Annotated in this window: 16 protein-coding genes; 3 read left to right on the top strand and 13 right to left on the bottom strand. The window is 44.0% G+C overall.

The features are described 5' to 3' along the window. Positions 1-3: 3 nt before the first annotated feature. The 5 genes from ABE021_RS08040 to ABE021_RS08020 all read right to left on the bottom strand — a co-directional run bounded on the left by ABE021_RS08040 (position 4) and on the right by ABE021_RS08020 (position 5,596). Positions 4-1,647 carry a peptide ABC transporter substrate-binding protein gene (locus tag ABE021_RS08040; RefSeq protein WP_430287956.1) on the bottom strand — a complete coding sequence of 548 codons (1,644 nt, stop codon included), beginning with the start codon at positions 1,645-1,647 and terminating at the stop codon, positions 4-6. 123 nt (positions 1,648-1,770) lie between these two features. Beyond that, positions 1,771-2,751 (bottom strand): ABC transporter ATP-binding protein, encoded by a 981-nt coding sequence (locus ABE021_RS08035; RefSeq protein WP_430288186.1) that lies wholly within the window; start codon positions 2,749-2,751, stop codon positions 1,771-1,773. Positions 2,752-2,885: 134 nt separating this feature from the next. After that, a complete protein-coding gene (locus tag ABE021_RS08030; protein ID WP_191688787.1) occupies positions 2,886-3,824 on the bottom strand; it encodes an ABC transporter permease in 939 nt (312 codons plus the stop codon). After that, positions 3,824-4,759: an ABC transporter permease gene (locus tag ABE021_RS08025; protein ID WP_430287955.1), complete on the bottom strand. Its 936-nt coding sequence runs from the start codon at positions 4,757-4,759 to the stop codon at positions 3,824-3,826. Before ABE021_RS08025 ends, ABE021_RS08030 begins: the two co-directional genes overlap by 1 nt. A 12-nt stretch (positions 4,760-4,771) precedes the next feature. Further along, entirely contained in the window at positions 4,772-5,596 is an 825-nt protein-coding gene (locus ABE021_RS08020; RefSeq protein WP_430287954.1) for a M55 family metallopeptidase, read from the bottom strand. Positions 5,597-5,807: 211 nt separating this feature from the next. On the opposite strand from ABE021_RS08020, the gene ABE021_RS08015 reads away from it, so the two are divergent. Both ABE021_RS08015 and ABE021_RS08010 read left to right on the top strand, forming a co-directional pair. Next, the gene (locus tag ABE021_RS08015; RefSeq protein ID WP_430287953.1) at positions 5,808-6,758 is read left to right on the top strand and encodes an MJ1477/TM1410 family putative glycoside hydrolase; all 951 of its coding nucleotides are present in this window, start codon (positions 5,808-5,810) and stop codon (positions 6,756-6,758) included. 302 nt (positions 6,759-7,060) lie between these two features. Continuing rightward, positions 7,061-8,329, top strand: a complete 1,269-nt coding sequence (locus ABE021_RS08010; protein ID WP_430287952.1) for an MFS transporter — start codon at positions 7,061-7,063, stop codon at positions 8,327-8,329. Positions 8,330-8,443: 114 nt separating this feature from the next. Here ABE021_RS08010 and ABE021_RS08005 read toward each other — a convergent pair whose 3' ends face one another. After that, positions 8,444-9,508 (bottom strand): P1 family peptidase, encoded by a 1,065-nt coding sequence (locus ABE021_RS08005; protein ID WP_430287951.1) that lies wholly within the window; start codon positions 9,506-9,508, stop codon positions 8,444-8,446. Positions 9,509-9,577: 69 nt separating this feature from the next. Between ABE021_RS08005 and ABE021_RS08000 the strand changes: the two genes are divergently transcribed. Next, complete coding sequence (locus ABE021_RS08000) at positions 9,578-9,856, top strand: hypothetical protein (RefSeq protein ID WP_430287950.1); 279 nt, start codon at positions 9,578-9,580, stop codon at positions 9,854-9,856. 8 nt (positions 9,857-9,864) lie between these two features. Here the strand turns inward: ABE021_RS08000 and ABE021_RS07995 are convergent, their stop codons facing one another. The 7 genes from ABE021_RS07995 to ABE021_RS07965 all read right to left on the bottom strand — a co-directional run bounded on the left by ABE021_RS07995 (position 9,865) and on the right by ABE021_RS07965 (position 18,733). Further along, the gene (locus tag ABE021_RS07995) at positions 9,865-10,575 is read right to left on the bottom strand and encodes a hypothetical protein (RefSeq protein ID WP_430287949.1); all 711 of its coding nucleotides are present in this window, start codon (positions 10,573-10,575) and stop codon (positions 9,865-9,867) included. A gap of 73 nt (positions 10,576-10,648) precedes the next feature. Next, complete coding sequence (locus tag ABE021_RS07990; protein WP_430287948.1) at positions 10,649-11,905, bottom strand: MFS transporter; 1,257 nt, start codon at positions 11,903-11,905, stop codon at positions 10,649-10,651. Between the two features lie 250 nt (positions 11,906-12,155). After that, positions 12,156-12,872: a response regulator transcription factor gene (locus ABE021_RS07985; protein ID WP_430287947.1), complete on the bottom strand. Its 717-nt coding sequence runs from the start codon at positions 12,870-12,872 to the stop codon at positions 12,156-12,158. A 3-nt stretch (positions 12,873-12,875) separates the two neighbouring features. Beyond that, positions 12,876-15,497, bottom strand: a complete 2,622-nt coding sequence (locus ABE021_RS07980) for an ATP-binding protein (RefSeq protein ID WP_430287946.1) — start codon at positions 15,495-15,497, stop codon at positions 12,876-12,878. A 118-nt stretch (positions 15,498-15,615) separates the two neighbouring features. After that, positions 15,616-16,554: a carbamate kinase gene (gene arcC, locus ABE021_RS07975; protein WP_430287945.1), complete on the bottom strand. Its 939-nt coding sequence runs from the start codon at positions 16,552-16,554 to the stop codon at positions 15,616-15,618. After that, a complete protein-coding gene (locus tag ABE021_RS07970) occupies positions 16,551-17,471 on the bottom strand; it encodes a DUF2877 domain-containing protein (protein WP_430287944.1) in 921 nt (306 codons plus the stop codon). Before ABE021_RS07970 ends, arcC begins: the two co-directional genes overlap by 4 nt. Further along, the gene (locus tag ABE021_RS07965) at positions 17,471-18,733 is read right to left on the bottom strand and encodes a DUF1116 domain-containing protein (protein ID WP_430287942.1); all 1,263 of its coding nucleotides are present in this window, start codon (positions 18,731-18,733) and stop codon (positions 17,471-17,473) included. The genes ABE021_RS07970 and ABE021_RS07965 overlap by 1 nt, the downstream gene beginning before the upstream one ends. Positions 18,734-18,789: the final 56 nt, after the last annotated feature.

Below are 18,789 nucleotides of genomic sequence, written 5' to 3'. Positions count from 1 at the left end.
AACTTATTTTTTGCCAGCGTATTTCAAGTCGAGATAGCCGACTGGGTGACGGAGAATCCCTGTAACACCAGGCTTTTCTAATATTGACTGATTGTAGTAATAAAGTGGAATTACCGGCATTTCGTCCATAAGCATCTTGTCAGCCTGTTGCAATAATGTCCAACGCTTATTCTCATCCGTTTCATTTTTAATGGCTTCAATCAGCTTGTCATAATCAGGATTTGACCATGTCGTACGGTTCATCGATGACTCTGAAATGAAGCTCTCTAACGCATTGACAGGGTCTGCATAATCATGCAAGAAAGAAGAACGTGAAAACTGGTATTTGAGTTCTTTCTGATCTGCAAGGAAAACTCCAGCTTCTACGTTTTGTAACTCAATGTCCACACCAAGATTTTCTTTAAACATCGATTGCAATGCGACTGCAATCTTTTGGTGCGATTCGCTTGTCGAATATGTTAATGTTACTTTCGGCAGTTCCGTATATCCTTCTTCCTTCATGCCCTCTTCAAGTAGTTTCTTCGCTTCTTCGGGATTAAACGATATGAAATCTCCCGCAGTCTCACGGAACTCCTTACCATCCGGACCGATAAATCCATAAGAAACAAAACCATGAGCCGGTTTTTCACCGTTTTTCGTAACAAACTCTACAATGTCTTCCTGGTTAACCGCTTCACCAAACGCTCTGCGGATTTTCTTGTTCGTGAACGGTTCCATGGATGTGTTGAATCGGAAGAAGTACAATCCTGCTTGGTCTTCTACTTTCACTTCAGGATTATCCTTCAAGTCTTCTGCGATTTCTGAAGGGACATCTGTACTATCCAACTCATCGGATTGGTACATCTGGTAAGCGGTTGTAGACTCACTCACCATTTCCCAGTTCACTTTGTCGAGATTGACTTTGTCTGCATCCCAGTAATTTTCGTTCTTTTCAAAGACAAATTTCACATCATGGTCCCATGAAGCTAATTTGAATGGACCGTTGGAAACGAATGAGTCCGCTTCTGTAAACCATTTCGGATTGTCTGTCGCTACTTTTTCATTGATCGGGAAGAAGCTTGGGTTCGTAATGATGTTCAAGAAGGCTTCGTTTGGAGCAGTCAGCTTCACGACGAATGTCTTTTCGTCGGGTGCTTCGATTCCGATATCTTCCACTGTGCCTTCACCGTTGTTGTAGTCTTCAGCACCTTCTATGAAATATGCAAGGAATGCTGCAGGAGATGCAGTTTCAGGGTCTAGCATATGCTGCCATGCGAACAAGAAGTCATTTGCTGTAAGAGGGTCCCCATTTGACCATTTGGCACCTTCACGGATTGTGAAGGTGTACGTCAATCCATCTTCAGATACATCGATTTTTTCTGCAGATGCTTCCTCTGCCAAGTGATCTTCCGACAAGCGAGTGAGTCCTTCCATCAAGTTGTTAAGGGCACTCCAAGAGACTGCGTTAAAACCTACTGACGGGTCAAATGACGTAGGTTCTTCGCCGTTGTTCAAGTAGAGTACTTTTTCTGCAGCAGGTTTGTTATCTTTGGCATCTTTTCCTCCTGCATCGGTTTCCGGCTTCTTGCCCGCTTCTTCGTTTGCCGTACAGGCTGCGAGTACTACGAGCAGCGCAGTAAATAATACAAACTTGATCCACTTCTTCAATGTGACTTCCCCCTTTTTTATAATGAATCCTTTGGTACCTAGTGAATATAGTCAGAACAGATAGCGTTAGATTCCACTACTGACAGACGCTTGCTGCGGGGCATCCCGCTTCGCTCATCCCACTTAAGTAACGACCACTTGCGCTCTTTCATCTTGAAGCCAGCAGTCTACAGTATGTTGGGCAGTAAGCTTTGTAGTTGCTGGATAGACGCGATCACACACTTTCATAGCAAAAGGACATCTTGCTGCAAATGGACAGCCTTCTGGCGGAGCGAATAAGTCGGGTGGTGTACCTTCAATCGGTTTCAACTCTTCTTCTTGCAAGTCGAGCCGAGGTACTGAGTTAAGCAGCCCTTGCGTATATGGATGCTGCGGGTCGTAGAAAATCTCCCGCTTATTCCCGATTTCAATGATTTTCCCTGCATACATGACCGCAATTCGATCTGCAATTTTTGCGACAACACCGAGGTCGTGTGTAATTAGAATGACCCCTACTCCAGTTTTACGTTGAATTTCATCGAACAATTCCAGAATTTGTGCTTGTATGGTGACATCCAATGCAGTCGTCGGTTCGTCGGCGATGAGCAATTCAGGTTCGCAGATCAAAGCGATCGCGATCACGATCCGCTGGCGCATTCCACCCGAAAACTGGTGAGGGTATTGTTTAAGTCGTTCTTCCGGATTGGAGATGCCCACAAGGCTAAGCATTTCAACCGCTTTCCTTTTCGCTTCTGCACGCGACACTTTATGATGTGTTCGTAATCCTTCTATTAACTGTTCTCCAATTTTTAATGTAGGGTTCAGTGCGGTCATTGGGTCTTGGAAGATCATCGAGATATCCACACCTTGGATTTCACGCAGCGCTTTTTTGTTCAGTTTGGTCAAGTCCCGATTTTTGAAAAGTACTTCTCCATTCCGAATTCTGCCTGGCGGTTGTGGAATGAGCCCCATTATCGTATTCGCCGTCACACTTTTCCCGCATCCTGATTCTCCAACTACTGCGAGAGTCTCTCCTTTATACAGATCGAACGAAACACCCCGGATTGCTTGCACTTCTCCTCCAAACGTTTTAAAGGAAACTTCCAAGTCACGTACTGAGAGCATTACCTCTTGTGAAATGGTCTTCTTCTGTTTTCTTTTCTCTTCTGCAATAATCCCTGAACCCGGCAGATGCTCCCTTTTTACTGGTGCATTTCCCACGATGGACGCATTTGCCAACTGTTGTCCTATCACATCCATTACCCCCTCAATTTCGGATCGAGCGCATCCTGCATGCCATCACCTAATACGTTAAAAGCAAACATCGTGATGGAGATGAAGAACGCCGGGAAGAATAAGCGCCACCAGTCACCGGATAGAATGACCGGAAGAGCATCGTTCGCCATTACGCCCCAACTTGCATACGGCGCCTGAATACCGAGACCGAGGAAACTTAAAAAGGCTTCCGCAAAAATAGCACTCGGGACAGTAAGTGTCATTTGAACAATGATTGGTCCCATTGTGTTCGGAATCAGGTTTTTCCGGATGATCCGCGGAGTTCCAGCACCAAATGATTTCGATGCAGTCACAAATTCAAAGTTTTTTATTTGCAGAACTTGCCCCCTGACGATACGGGCCATCCCTACCCATCCTGTGATCGTCAGTGCAACAATGATGGTCGTTAGACTTGGACCCATCACGACCATCAATAAGATGACTACGAGTAAATGAGGGAGGCCGTAAAGAATTTCAATGATCCGCATCATAATCGAATCTGTGCGTCCTCCCTTGTATCCGCTAACCCCCCCATAAATAATTCCGATGAAAAAGTCGATGAGCGCAGCCATGACACCTACGAATAACGAAATGCGTGCGCCATACCACGTTCTTGTGAAAACATCCCTGCCCATTTCGTCTGTCCCGAACCAATGGGCTGCGCTTGGGGCTGTATTTTGGTTTCGCAAATCAGTTGCAGTGACTTCGTATGGAGAAAATACAGGACCGAATATCGCAAGAAGCGTAAGAATAACTAGGAATACCAAACCGGCCATTGCCAGCTTATTCTTTCGTAACCGGCGCCACGCATCTTTCCAATAGGACAGCGATGGACGAACGACTGCTTCGGCGCGTTCGTGGTCCTCTCCTTTTTTCCGGAACCACTCATCAGGAACGGAAACTCTTGGGTCTTTGGCCACCATTACACTTCACCTTCCTTTTTGTGAAGCTTAATACGGGGATCCAAGAATCCGTATATAATATCCACTAAAAACAGCATGAACACTAGAAATGCACTATAAAAGACGGTAGATCCCATAATGACCGGATAGTCTCGATTGTTAATGCTATCAACAAAGTATTTTCCCATACCAGGAATTGCAAAAATCTTTTCAATAACGAATGTTCCAGTCAAAATTCCAGCAAGCATCGTCCCCATTAAGGTTACCACCGGCATAAGTGCATTGCGTAATGCATGCCTTGTTACAATACGAAAAGGACTTAACCCTTTTGCTCGTGCCATCTTAATATAATCTTGCGTTAACACTTCCAACATACTGGCACGAGTAAGACGTGCAATAATGGCAGTCGGACCGGTTGCTAGTGCAATAACGGGTAAAATCATATGCTTCGGACTGCTCCAAGTAGCAGGAGGCAGTAAATGCCAATTCACTGCTACTTGCTGAATCAGAAGCGTTGCAAGAACAAAGTTCGGAATTGAAATTCCGATTACCGCAAAAGTCATAGCCCCGTAATCGACAATTCCGTTATGCCGAAGTGCAGCAAATGTACCGAGAATAATTCCTGAAATGACAGCGACGATAATCGTTGCCATTCCTAGTTCAAAAGAGATCGGGAACCCCCGTGCAAGCAGTGTGTTTACTGACTCATTCGGTTTTTTTATGGATGGTCCATAGTCGAACGTCACGATCGACTTCAAGTAGTTCAAGTATTGAATCGGCATTGGCTGATCCAACTTATAAAACTTCTCCAAGTTCGCCTGGATGGTCGGATTGGACGTACGCTCTTCGTCAAACGGTGAACCCGGAATCGCCCGCATGAGTACAAATGTAAGCGTGGCAATAATTAGTACGGTGACAATCATCATGATGAAACGCTTCAATATGTATAGCGGCACTTTGCTTCCTCCTCAACAAAACTTCGTTTGCATTGCTAGCTCCGTCATCACGAGCATGGCACGATAGGCTTCAACAATATCTTTTGCCTCATAACGGACGATTGTTGTTCCTTCCTCTATCACACATCCCGGCATCATCGCAGCCCACTCCGCCTCTCCATAATTCGTAAATTCGATACGCATAACGGGATGATCCGGTGCTTTAAGCGGTTTGATTTCATTTCTTTTTTCAAGTGCTTCCGCCATTTTCACCTTCAGCAAGGTTTGTGCTTTCGTTGGGTGCAGCGTCCGTACAGATGAACGGGAAATGGACTGCTTCACTGCAGCTGTTACAACTCCCGGAATGAGTTCTTCCGCTTCCCTGCATGCTCCGTCATCCCCCGCTACCATCAGGACAGGCACATCATAATGGCCAGCAACGTAAGCATTGAACCCAAGTTCTCCCACAACTACATCATTGATGAAAATATTGCGGACACCGAAAATCATTGTGTGGCTCATGACACCAGGTTGTCCTGCCCGTGCGTGATAACCCGCGAACACCGCGCCTGTATAGGTTTCATCCAACGACTGCACCATTGAAAGCGGTTTCACTTCACCGGTTATCAACTCTGCATCGGGGTGCATCTCTTCAACTAGTAAGTTATTCATTTTTGAGTGGCTGTCATTCACAAGCACTTCTTTTACACCCGTTTCAAATGCCGCTGACGCGATGGCATTCGCTTCCCCGGTCATAATTCGGCGAGCCCGTTCATAATTATGGCGTTGTGAATCTACGAACGTCTCATCTGGCAACCCTGCTATACCTTCCATATCTACGGATACAAATAGTTTCATATGAGCCTCCACATAGTGAACAGAAGAGATATCTGTCTGATTTAATAGTCAATTAACAATACCAAAATATATTCATAATAACAAGATAATTTTGTGAAATGAAATTACATTTACTTATTTCTTTACGTTTGGACAATACCAATATTCCAAAAATGAGAATTATCTAATTTAATAGTATACTATGTACACGTTATGAAAGAGGTGGTATCCCATGAAAACCTGGTTAATTATCAGCGGTATCTTTACACTTTCAATCCTTCTTCTGTTTGCCTCATATTTTCAAATTGACGAAGGACAACCAACTTGGGTTTATCAGCTACAAGACGCTTCAATCGAGAAAATCGCTCCACTTCCTGTCGATTATGCTGTGATCGATCCCACGAAAAATGGCAGTGACCCATACAGTAAAAAGGACATCACCATTCTTCAAGATAAAGGTATACGCCCCATCGCCTACATTAGTATTGGGGAAGCTAGCAGCTATCATTCCTATTGGGAAGCCGGGTGGGGCACGACCCATAAAGGCGTGTTGGAAGTGACCGACTCTGCACCTGAATGGGTAGGAAAGATCGCCAATCCCGAGTGGCCGGAGAGTGTCAAAGTCCGTTATTGGAATCCAGAGTGGCAACAAAATGTGATAGAAGAACTTAACAAAATTCAAGATGTTGGATTTAGCGGGGTTTACTTGGACATCATAGATGCTTATGAGTATTGGGGAAATCCTGAAACTTATACTGAAGGTGGCGAAGCCGCGGTTCCTTTCGATCCCAAGTCAGAAGACGAAGCAGCTGAACGGATGATTTCCTTTGTTAGAATGCTCTCTGCCGTTGCCAAAGAACGGGATCCAGGATTTATGATCATTCCTCAGAACGGTGAGGGGTTATTAGAGTTCGATAACGGATTATATTTAAATGCTGTTGACGGAATCGGAGTTGAAGATATTTGGTTCAATGGTTCCATTAAGAACGATGAGAATGTGATTGAGCAGCGCCTCAAGTGGCTTGCGCAATTTAAAAAAGCGAATAAGCCGGTATTTTCAGTAGACTATGTTGAAGGGCGTTACACCATAAACCGATACTATCGACTCTGCAGAAACGAAAAGTTCTACTGCTTCGCTGCTGATCCGGATCGGTCACTTTCTTCCATTAAAGCATTTGACTAATTACGAAGCGCTATATGACTGCCTTCTTAATGTCAACCAATTGTACAATCTAATCTGAAGGTTTAATCTTAAATGATTTCTATTGACACATAACTGTCGATTAAGTATGCTCGATTGGTGATTGATTTTCTCAAAGGACTCTGCTAGTCGATTACCCATAAATAACTGTTCTTCATAGAAACCTCCTGTGTACAGGTGGTTATTTTAGCTTGAAGAGATTATATAAACGTTCATGAATCGTCATGACAGAGACCCACAAGATATTAATTGCAAAAATATAATAAAGAAAGCAGTGGGACATGATGGCGACAGCTAAGAAGAAAATCCACTATGCTTGGTGGACACTTGTAGCACTCTGTATTATTGTCGGGCTTGCAAAGGGCGCATTAAATAACTCCTCAGGACTATTCATTCCGGGAGCTACAAAAGAGTTAGACATTCTAACTGGTAACTTGACATTATACTTCAGTATTTCTTCAATCGTGACTATGATTTTCCTTCCCATCGGCGGTAAAATTCTTGCGAAATACGATATCCGTTCAGTATTAGTCATCGCAATTATTTTGCAAGCAGGTGCATTCGTCGCTTTCGGTTTCAGTAACTCTGTGTGGGGTTGGTATATCTTCTCTATTCCACTTGCAGTGGGTGGCGTTTTCACAACAGTGATCATAGGACCTGTCCTAGTGAACCAATGGTTTAAGAAGAAAAACGGAATGGCTTTAGGTATTATCGGAGCATCCGGAGGTTTACTTGGAGCGATCGCTCAGCCGATCGTAGCTCATACGATTGCAAACGAAGGATGGCGTACAGGGTATATCTCATTAGGAATAGCAATCATCGTTATCGTTGTTCCTACTGTGCTTCTGCTTATCCGTAAATCTCCACAAGCTATCGGCATTATGCCATATGGCGCGGACGAAGTCGCAACTGAAGGGAACCAAGGGACTAAAAATGAGGCTGACAAAGGAATTACGCTCGCTATCGCACGTAAATCATCGGCATTTTACTCATTGTTCTTGTTCTTCCTGCTCATAACGTCTATCGCAAGTTTCTCTATCCATATCCCTTCTTACATTCAAACACGCGGATACGACGTAGTATTTGCAGGTAACGCGATGGGTGCTTACATGGTTGGTGTGCTTTTAGGAGCATTGGTTCTGGGTTATCTTGTCGATAAGATCGGTTCGCGTAATACTGTATATTTGGCAATGGTACTCGCAATGGTCGCTGTTTTAGCACTCTTGTTTGCTACGAATAGTAAATTGGTGATTACTCTTGCAACAGCATTATTTGGATTTACTGTATCCAACTCAGTTGGTACTCTCGCTCCAGCACTTACAACAAGCCTTTTCGGTAGTCGTGAATATAGCCAAATATACTCGACCGCTTCTCTAGGACTTGCAATTGCAGGGATTATAGCACTTCCAGCATACGGGTACGTCTTTGACTTCACTGGCAGTTACACTCCGGTACTCTATGTAGTATTAGTTTTACTCATATTAAATATCATCCTCGTGACGTTTGCATTTGAAGGTAAAAAGAAACTTCTATCAAATGGTCATTGGAATTGATTTTATGAAATAGAAAAGCTGTACCACTGCCGGTATTTCTGGCAGTGGTACAGCTTTTTTGATGAGTGGGTTACATATGTCGAATACAATCGAAAATTGTTTCACATGGAACAGTCAAGAAAATGGTGCAGGATACACAGTCAACCCATTCCTGCCCGTTGTTTCAAGCGCTTGTGACAATGAATTTAATATCGCTTCCTCCGTTACTTCCGCTGCTGCTTGAAAGAGGTCATTCATGACGGGATGATCGTCCCGGAGTATGCTTACGTTTTCTGAAACAGCTGATTGGTCATGCTTGAACTTGTGTGAAGTTGAAAATGCAATCACTATATCTCCGCTGCCGTTACTGTAATGACTGCCAGTTCTTGCGAGCCCGATCCCAGCGCGTTTTGAGATTCGCTTTAACTGGCGACTGTCGAGAGGTGCATCTGTTGCCAGCACGATCATTATGGATCCGTCAGCAGGCTTAGGCGCATTAGGCTGTGTTTCAGGAGATACTTTACTATATCGAGCGCTTTGGAATTCTTCCCTCTTACCAAAATTGCTGAGCACCAAACAGCCTATTGTAAATGGTTGGTTAGATTGTGTTGTATTAACCACTCGGGATGATGTCCCGATTCCGCCTTTATAGCCAAAGCAGACCATTCCTTTTCCAGCACCCACTGCACCTTCAGATGAGGGGGTTGTGGATGCGGCTTCAATTGCTTGCATGGCATGAGCAGATGTGACAGATAGCGCTCTGATCGAGTTGAGCCGGCTGTCATTGCACTCCCCCGTCACGATATTAACCGTTCCTGTCGTGTCTCCGATTTCAGGTGTGGATTCGAGCAGCCATCGAAGCGCTCCTTCAGTTACTGCTGGGACACTGAACGTGTTGGTCAACATGATCGGTGACTCCAGTACACCAAGTTCATCTAACTGGACAAGTCCTGTCGTCTTACCGAAGCCGTTAATGACGTAACTTGCTGCTGCTACTTTTTCTCGAAAAGGATTTCCAGCGTGTGGCAAGATTGCGGTAACGCCCGTTGCTGTATATTCGCCTTCAGCAAGTGGTCTGTCGAGCGTGACATGCCCGACCAATACATCCGTCACGTCAGTAATACAGTTATTTTCCCCTGTGGGAAGACTCCCGATTCGAATACCGCGCTCTCTAATTTTCATGGGGATTTGTTTTGACATAACTATGTCTCCTATCTATGTATAGTCTTTCACAAATGTTTCCACACTAAGAGAAAAGGAGTGATTTGGATGCTGACGGAATTCCCTACGATTCATACAAATGTTTGGGATGCTCTTTGGGCGGTCCCTGCGACACTTGCAGTGGTCCTAATTGCAAAATGGGTATTCCATGTCCGACCCGCATGGCTTTCTACAGTTTCAACGATCATTGCTCTGATTTTGTCAATCTTCATCAGCCATCCGCATAATATTTCAGCGGGTATCTTTATGGGGATTTTTTATAGCGGTGCTGCCATGGGATTGCTCTATTCGCTGCAGCAATCTTATCATGCCTATCGGAAAAAATGATTGTCTCCTTACGGTTTCAAGGGACAAAAACCACATTGTATTAGTCCAGGGACGTCTTTTGAAAGGCAGCAGGTTTTCCTTACCGTCGTGTTCAGCAACTCGGTTGGTTCACTTCCATTTAAATAGGATGAAAACCGGGAATGCGAAGAAATCCCTTTCCAGCACCCATCTTCTTTTAGCTGTTTGTATACGATTCTTGCTTCTTCTGAACAGATCGGATCATTCAGCATGACATGAAACTGCCATAGCCAGAAACCGAAGACGTTCTCCCATAACACATTTGCAGAAATCGGAACCGCTGTACGCAATGACTCGATCACTGTCTCTATCTGGATAAGAAGATGTCGAATGACTTCCGAAGAAGCCTCGATTGAAGTCTTTATCCACCCAGCTGCCTCGGGATATGTACTGACCGTCATATTGCCATACTCTCGAACGGCGCCAAACGTCAATTCGTTGGGCTCCCCCTTCCAATATTCCTCATATTGAATGAATTGAACAAGCTGCATAGCCGTGAACATCCCATAGCGACGCATGAAAAAAGAGGCAGCCACAGTCGTATTCGGACTTTGGCTCACTGTTTTCAGAAGCGTTAACAGATCTTCTCCATTGGTTTTTGACATTAAGGTTGCTAATGTGAAGAGTGGATGTTCCGGCGATTTTGTATAGACGCCATTGCTATGAAGTTGGCTGATTTGGTTCGCTGTTAGTGTTGTCATGCTTCTATTATAGCAGATTATCAGCTGCAAAAAAACAGACTGTTCCGCCAAAGGGACAGTCTGTCTTGTTCACTTATTCAGTTACTGCTTTGCTGTCTGTTAATTTCGGGTTGTTCTCTTCCTTGATCAACGATGCAGCAATCGTACCGATGACAAGGAGGAAACCTGCAAAGTAGAAGCCCATATCCAGATTACCAGTTATATCCGCCAGGAAACCTGTAATGTAAGGTGCAAGGATGGAACCACACATTCCGATGAAGTTGTAGATACCGAAAGACGTACCATAAGCATTCTTAGGAGCGTTGTCTGCCACAACAGCAACCAACACAGGGTTCGTACTGATTTTACCAAAGATACCGTAACCGATCAGTGCTGCGTAAAGGACATACATGTTGTCGAATGCAACGATGGAAACGAGTGAAATCAATGAAAGTGGAAGCATGACGAGTAGTACAGGACGACGTTTCCCCATACGGTCTGCAACCCAGCTGAAGAAAATTGAACCTGGTATCGCTGCCCATGGTACTAGTGAAGAAACGGTTGCAATGGCACTGCCTTCAATTCCACGTGCGTGCTGCAAGTAATAAGGCATCCATGTTACGACTACGAAGAATCCATAAATCGCACAGAAGATGACGATATAAGACATGAGCAAGTTGCGGTTTTTGAATAGCAAGCTTATCTTGAATGGTTCTTGACTGTCAATTTCAGCTTTAGTTTTCTTACCATATGGGTTTTCTTTAACAAGCCACCACATTAACAAACCAATTAATACTACCGGAATCGCAACGATATAGAATGGAGCTCTCCACGACATACCCGCTTCAAGTGTCCAACTTGATAAGAAATAACCAGCAGATAGACCGAACGCCATACCACTGTTAATAATCGCTGATCCTACTGTAATGTGTTTCTTTGGAATCGCTTCAGAAGATAATCCGTATTGTGGCCCATAATAGAATCCTTGGAACACACCAACCATTAACCACATAAGTATAAATAAGAAGAACGTCGGCATCGAGCCTGCAATTGCTGCAAAGATACCAAAGAGGATAATCCCTGGTACAAGCACTTTCTTTTTACCGATTTTATCGCCGAGAATACCGGATGGGATGTTCAATCCCGCATAACCGATGAAGAAGATACTACTGATCATACCAAGTTGACCAGCGGATAGGCTGAACTCAGTTTGAATATCATCCATGACAGGGTTTAAGATTGCACGCGTTCCGTAGATTGCAACCCATCCTAAGAAGAAGACGATAACAGCTTTGATCCAATAAGGAATGAGTTCTTTTTTCTGGCCATTATCTTGTATATGTTTCGCCATCTTTTGTTCCTCCTCAATTTTTTTATAGTAGTTACTTAAGTAAAATGATCATTTACCTTACACCTGTATGATACTTCAGCTAGCATTGCAGACGAATAAAATCAAAACAGCTAACATTGCTAAAACATTAAATATCTAAAAGAATGTTCCACCGCACATACTAACAAGGGGGATCGTCGCAACTTCCATCCATACTCCCTGTATTTCTATTCCATACGGAGGAAGTGTCCGGCATACTGGAGTTTCCCTCCTATTCGTCCTGTGCGGAGACACTTTTCAACATATACCCGAGTCCGGGATATGTCACAATGTACTCTTCAGGCTCCTTCAAGCGCTCTTTGATCTTGCGGCGGATCCTAGCAATCCCAACACGCAAATACTCGACATCGTCTCGGTACTGCGGCCCCCACACTTCTGAAAGCAGGGATTCGTGTTGTACGACTTTGTCGAGATTCAAAGCCAGGATTTCCAACAAAGAAAACTCCGTTTGAGTCAATTTCAACTCTTCTTCGTCTATCCAGATCCGTTTTCCGCCAACATCCACTTGTAAAGATCCTGTTTGGATTACAGACGATGTTCCTGCCGCCCCATCAGCAAGACTCGGCTGACTCCTGCGAAGGACTGCATTGACGCGTGCAAACAGCTCATCCAACGAAAATGGTTTCGTTAAGTAATCGTCCGCACCGAGGTTCAACCCATTCACTTTATCTTTAGGATTGCTTCTGGCTGTAAGCATGATAATGGGCGTGTGGGAAAACTTCCGGAGTTCTTCCAATACGTAGAACCCATCTTTTCCTGGCATCATAATATCGAGCAATATTAGATCTGGTGAAATCAGATCATACTTTTCCAGCAGTTCTTCCCCTGAATCCGCGGTCACGACTTCGTATCCAACAGAACGTAAATTCGCCGAGATGAAACGCAGAATCTTCGCCTCATCGTCTACCACACATATTTTTTGCTTCATCTCTTAAGATCCCTCTCTCATTGGAAAGTAAAGTGTAAATGTACTGCCTTCTCCCGGTTTACTATCGACTTCGATTTTGCCTTCATGGGCTTCCATGATTCCTTCGCAAATGGATAACCCTAAGCCGGTCCCGCCTGAACGTCGAGTAGCAGTAACATCCACTTGATAGAACCGATTGAAGATCTTTTGTAAATGCTCTTTTGAAATACCAATTCCATTGTCCGTTACAGAGATTGTTAAGTACTCGTCCTTTTTTTCCAAGGTAATGTCGATCCGCTTTTGAGGATGATCGTTATACCGTAAAGCATTCGTAAAGAGATTCACCAGCACTTGCTGCACCCTGGTTTTGTCTGCATAGAAGAATAGATAATCCTCGGCTTTGTTGTGGAACGAAAGAGTCGCTCCTTCTTTCAGTGCAAGGGGGACGAGTTCAATAGACTTCTCGATCACATGATCTGCCCGGACCATATTCCGTTCAATGTACATGGAACCGGATTCGATTTTCGAAATATCCATCCAATCGTCCACTAAGTGCTGAATGCGCTCAATATCTTCATGGACTCCTTCTAGTAATTCAACTTGGAAGTCCTGTTCCCACTCCACATCGTCCCGCAGCAACGTTTCTACACTACCTCTTATGTTGGTGATCGGTGTTTTGAACTCATGTGAAGTTAACGAAATCAAATTGTTTTTTAATGTATCAATCTCTTCCTCTTTTGTTATGTCACGAATTAGCAAACCCTCACCGATTTTTTTCTCATCCGATATGACAGAAAATTTGTGGAGCATGTAAAAATCCGCATTGCCTGATTTCGTTTTGTACTCCAGTTTCAATTCGCTTGCTTCGTTTTCAAAAAATGAAAAGAGTTCTTCTTTGGAAATCTCAAACAAGACGTGAATACGTTCGAAAACGTCGGATAAATGCACAAGTGGTCCATTCGTGCCATCTCCGTCAGTAACATTCAAAAAGAATTCGTTCACATAATCGATCTGCTGGTTATTATTGAGGAGCATAATTCCTTCCGACATACTTTCAAGAACCGCATCAAGTTCAGCGTGCTTGTTACGGTAGCGCTCAAACAATAACTTATTCTGCAGCATAATCGCGAGGGAGCGGGAAAACGTTTGAAGAAACGCCTGTTCCCTGGGCTCAATTATCTGCCCATCCAGTAAATCGATTATCAGGTAACCATTCGGTAACCCATCCAATACAATCGGTTCCATATGATGATTAGCACCTTGTACATTTTTCTCTAAATAACTCTGCAAACTTTTGTCCACGTAAATCGCTTTGCTCGTAACCGCCAGTTCACGAAACCATATATGCACATTAAAAGGTACTGATTGTTTGATATTCTGAAGGCACAATTGTATGAAATGAGACAGATCCATTTTTGAAGACACAGGCGTAATCAATTGGTTTACAGCCTGCAACTCCGCATTCCGCTGTTCCAAGTTAGCAGTACGTTCTTGTACACGTCCTTCAAGTTGTGTATTGAGTTCAATGAGTTCGTTTCGGTTTTCTTCAATTTCAGATATCATTTCATTGAAATGAGTCAGCAAATCCGTCATTTCTTGCGGTCCTTCAATCCGTTCTGATAATTGAACAGGTCGGTTCGTCTTATAGCTCACCGAATAATGCTTAATGGTGTCAAGGAGATTGCGAATCGTCCGTTCCAGACGATTCGTTAAAAACAGGCTGGCCAGCACGACAAATAATGCCGTAACCGGGATGAACCATAAAATTGTGTTTGCCGCATTTCTGAGTGGCTTTGTGATCGTAGTGGAGGGATTTGCAATCCATACGGTCCAATCGAGATTCCGGATTTTCGCATACGTAATGAATTCTTTCTCTCTGCCCTCTTCTTCGATCGTCAAGCTGTTTAAGGACTTTTCCGACTGATTATTGATGGTCTGAACTATTTTGGAATCCGTCAAATTGACCATTTCCGTTTTTGTGTTTACATCCGGATGGACAATCACATTGTTATCTTGGTCCAGTAAAACCGCATAACTTGCCTCGCCTGAAATCCGTGTGGATACGTATTTCTCCAAAGCATTTAAATCGATAGCTCCCAAAATATACCCTTGCATATTCCCTTGGCTATCAAAAATAGGCGAAACTATCGCAACCAAAAGGATATCCGTCCCTCCCCTTCCATAAAAGACCGGAGAGACGACTTGTTTGTTCGTCTCAAGAAGTTCCTTGTAATAGGATCTATCACTAAAATTCAAATGCTCCCGTCTCACCCCGTCCGTGTATACAGAGGGATAAAACACAAGTGATTTTCCGTTTGCGTCTCCTACGTACAAGTTCACAAATCCAGGGTAGTTCAGTTTGATATCACGCAACTTTTCCTCTATTTGAGATGTCCGTCCCTCTTCTAGTAATGGTGCAATATTAGAAGACATGGTTTCAATGATTCTGCCATGCTGCTCCATATAACTTTCTATATTGTCTTCTAGAAATCCGGTAACTTTCTTTTGGCTTTCCTGATTGCCTTCGATTAACGAGGAGAGCTGGAAAAACTGAAAAATTCCGAGGACAATAATGGAGGTCAAGCCTATTGTCAGAAACGAGTAAATGAGTTCTTTTTTGAAAGAACGCGCTCGTCTATTTTTCACCCGCACTCTCTCCTTTCTCTTTGAAGAGGACCTCAATGGGATCTTCTAAAACATTATGTACATACCAAAAGGGTATTGGCCCGTGTCATGATGACTATGGCCAATACCATTGGTAAACTTAGTTTTTAATTTGTGTGCCAGCTTTACCTTCTACTGCAAGGTCTGCTTGTCCAAGAGAACAAATAATAGCACGTCCACCCATTTCAGCGAACTTCATAGCTGCTTCCATTTTAGGACCCATGCTGCCTGCAGAGAACTGACCTTCATCTGCATAAACTTTCGCTTCTTCCAGCGTAATGGTACCAAGTGCTTTTTGATCAGGCTTGCCGTAGTTCACATAGACGTTATCGACGTCAGTCAAGATCATGAGCACATCCGCTTTCGCCTCTTCAGCTAGACGGAAAGCACTGCGGTCTTTATCTATCACTGCTTCAATTCCTGTAAGGCTGCCATCCGCTTCACGTACAACCGGAATACCGCCACCGCCCGAAGCGATGACAATAACGTCATTATCCGTTAGCATTTTAATAGTTTGAGAGCTGAGAATCGACTTCGGATTCGGAGATGCAACAACTCGTCTCCAACCACGTCCTGCATCCTCTTTAACATCCCAGCCTTTTTCCTCTGCCAATTGTTTCGCTTCCTCTTCTGAATAGAAGACACCGATCGGTTTGGATGGATCTGAAAATGCCGGATCATTACGATCGACTTCTGTTTGTGTCAGCATACTGACCACTTGGTTGTGGAGACCCAGTTTATTGAGTTCGTTCTTCAATGTCTGTTCCATCATGTACCCAATGAATCCTTGTGACTCCGCGCTGCAAACGTCAAGTGGAAGTGCAGGAACAACGTCTTTAGCTTCTTCGTTCTGACGAAGAATGTTACCTACTTGCGGACCGTTACCATGTGTAACAATGACCTCATGACCATTCTTGACAATTTTCGCAATAATTTCGGTACTGATCCGAACGTTTTCACGCTGATTCTCATAAGTCGCTTCCTGCTTAGGTTGCAGGATTGCGTTTCCCCCAAGTGCAATAACTACTTTTTCTGTCATTCTAGTTTCCTCCTTAGTGCTAGTAAGCCGAGTAACATGCCAAAAACTGTATCGTTTCCAGAACTATGCCCCATATCGAGCAATTCTAAAAGCAGTGGTTTTAGCATATAAATATCCGTCTTCCGTGTCAATTCTGAAGCCGATTGTACAACTGTCGAGCTGAATTTTCCGTCCAGTGCATAGAGTAAATACTCCCTACCTATATCAGTCGTCAAATGTTCCTTCTCGATAAGCCGTCTTAACGTCTCCACAAAGGGTTCGGATACAACATCTGCCGCTTCATGAATGGCGAGCAGACCGACCAAATGATCGTCACCGGATGGAGTCAGCCCTTGTCCCCGACCTATGAAGAACCTGAGTTGCTCTTCGATTTCGCTCGTATCGGAAGAATGCAAAGTATCTAACAAGTCAAAGAGATGCTGCTCTGTCAGACCATTAGCTGGGTGCCTCTGCAACTGTCTGGTCAACCATGATTCGATATCGATGTCCAAACCAGTCCCCCTTGGCTCTTCAAGTAAGATAGATGCAAACATCGTCAAATTATCCGTTAACAACTCGCTCGTTACAAGTTCACTAGAAATTCTCCAGTCAAAGGGATCTGCACCTACAATGCTCACGATGGGTCCTGTCTCTCCGAACGATAGACGGCGCTCGTTCGGTTCCCAAGAGACGGAGGAATTATCATTTACCCCATTTAATACCTGTTGTAAATACTCCGGTGTCAGATGAATTCCGAATGGCAACCGACCGTTTTTTAACGTTCCGATGAAGAATAGCCGATTACCGCTTTTGATGTTCAATCCATTCTGAAATGTACTATGGATCTGACAAACGGGATGCTTTGCCAAATGGAACGGGATTTGTTGCTGGTATTCCGACGCATGCAAGATGGTTAACCTAGCTTGCGGCCAATCCATTAGATCAATCCTAGCTTTACGGCATACGCTTCTAATGCTTTTTCGAAACATTCTTTAGGAGCACGGACTGTACCTGCTCCGACTTGACCCATCCCAGCTTTTTTATGTGCAATTCCTGTGTTGATAATCGGCTCGATACCTGTTTCGACTACTTTGCGAGCATCGATTCCAAGACACGCTCCTTGGAAGTCCCAAGTAGGAATTGTAAAGTTACTATTTTGCGAGACACAGATCTCTGTCATTTCATTACTCGTTGCAAGTGCGTCATCAAAACCGCCTGCACCTACGAAACGAGTAACACCAGGTGCTGCGATCATTGCCATACCGCCGACACCGAATGTTTCAGTGATTGCACTGTCCCCGATATCCGGATTGGCATCCTCTTGGGAATACCCCGTGAAGAAGAGACCTTGCGGCGTGTTAACTGGCGCTGTGAACCACTCATCACCCATTCCGCTAATACGAATTCCGAAGTCTTTACCATTACGGCACATTGCTGTGACGACAGTTCCGTCTTGAATAGTACGAGCTCCATCCATTACGGCTTTTCCTGTCGCCATTGCGATATTGAGGAAGAATTGGTCAGTGTCAGCCAAGAATTGAATGACGTCTTTACGGTCGTTTTCATCCATATCCAACTGTACGATGTATGGGCTCATCTCTTTCAAGAAGATTAAAGATGCCGCAATGTTACGCTGATGGAATTCATCGCCCATTGTGATTGCTTTAGCAATAATAACGTTCAAATTCAATCCATCTTCAGTAAGTGCAAGCGCTTTTGCAATCGTTGGTCCAAGAACGTTTTGCATCCATTTCAACCGATCGATGACTTCTTGTGAATTGGCACCGAAACGAAGAACTTTACCGATTCCTTCGTTCATGATGCAATAGGCTTCGTTACCATCTGTCCGGTTTTCCACAACGAATACGGGCATATTAGCAGATGTGATACCACCCATCGGGCCAACCGCATTCACGTGGTGACATGGGATGAATTTCACTTCGCCGCTTGCTAGTTGCTTTTCCGCTTCTTCTTCGTTAGATGCCCAGCCCTCATAGATCGATGCACCAATACAAGATCCTTGCATCGGACCAGTCATGTCGTTCCACTCGATTGGCGGACCTGCATGCAGCAATACTTTTCCGTCATTCAGTTCTTTAATTTTCTCTTTTGCCGGTACAACATCCACTAGAAATGGAGCCGATCCAGTAATTTTATCAATAACCGCTTTGTTCGCTTCATCCATTGACTTGTAGTTCATAACGTACACACCTCATTCGTCATATTTACAGATGTCTCCATCTGCATGGAGAAGGC

It is taken from the genome of Sporosarcina gallistercoris (assembly GCF_050459885.1).
Classification (GTDB): Bacteria; Bacillota; Bacilli; order Bacillales_A; family Planococcaceae; genus Sporosarcina; species Sporosarcina gallistercoris_A.
This window is presented reverse-complemented; position numbering and strand designations above follow the sequence as displayed.

Coding starts and splice junctions, on each gene's coding strand:
- ABE021_RS08035 (WP_430288186.1), bottom strand. CDS start 2,751: ATGCTCTCAGTACGTGACTTGGAAGTTTCCTTTAAAACGTTTGGAGGA.
- ABE021_RS08030 (WP_191688787.1), bottom strand. CDS start 3,824: ATGGTGGCCAAAGACCCAAGAGTTTCCGTTCCTGATGAGTGGTTCCGG.
- ABE021_RS08020 (WP_430287954.1), bottom strand. CDS start 5,596: ATGAAACTATTTGTATCCGTAGATATGGAAGGTATAGCAGGGTTGCCA.
- ABE021_RS08015 (WP_430287953.1), top strand. CDS start 5,808: ATGAAAACCTGGTTAATTATCAGCGGTATCTTTACACTTTCAATCCTT.
- ABE021_RS08010 (WP_430287952.1), top strand. CDS start 7,061: ATGGCGACAGCTAAGAAGAAAATCCACTATGCTTGGTGGACACTTGTA.
- ABE021_RS08005 (WP_430287951.1), bottom strand. CDS start 9,508: ATGTCAAAACAAATCCCCATGAAAATTAGAGAGCGCGGTATTCGAATC.
- ABE021_RS08000 (WP_430287950.1), top strand. CDS start 9,578: ATGCTGACGGAATTCCCTACGATTCATACAAATGTTTGGGATGCTCTT.
- ABE021_RS07995 (WP_430287949.1), bottom strand. CDS start 10,575: ATGACAACACTAACAGCGAACCAAATCAGCCAACTTCATAGCAATGGC.
- ABE021_RS07990 (WP_430287948.1), bottom strand. CDS start 11,905: ATGGCGAAACATATACAAGATAATGGCCAGAAAAAAGAACTCATTCCT.
- ABE021_RS07985 (WP_430287947.1), bottom strand. CDS start 12,872: ATGAAGCAAAAAATATGTGTGGTAGACGATGAGGCGAAGATTCTGCGT.
- arcC (WP_430287945.1), bottom strand. CDS start 16,554: ATGACAGAAAAAGTAGTTATTGCACTTGGGGGAAACGCAATCCTGCAA.
- ABE021_RS07970 (WP_430287944.1), bottom strand. CDS start 17,471: ATGGATTGGCCGCAAGCTAGGTTAACCATCTTGCATGCGTCGGAATAC.
- ABE021_RS07965 (WP_430287942.1), bottom strand. CDS start 18,733: ATGAACTACAAGTCAATGGATGAAGCGAACAAAGCGGTTATTGATAAA.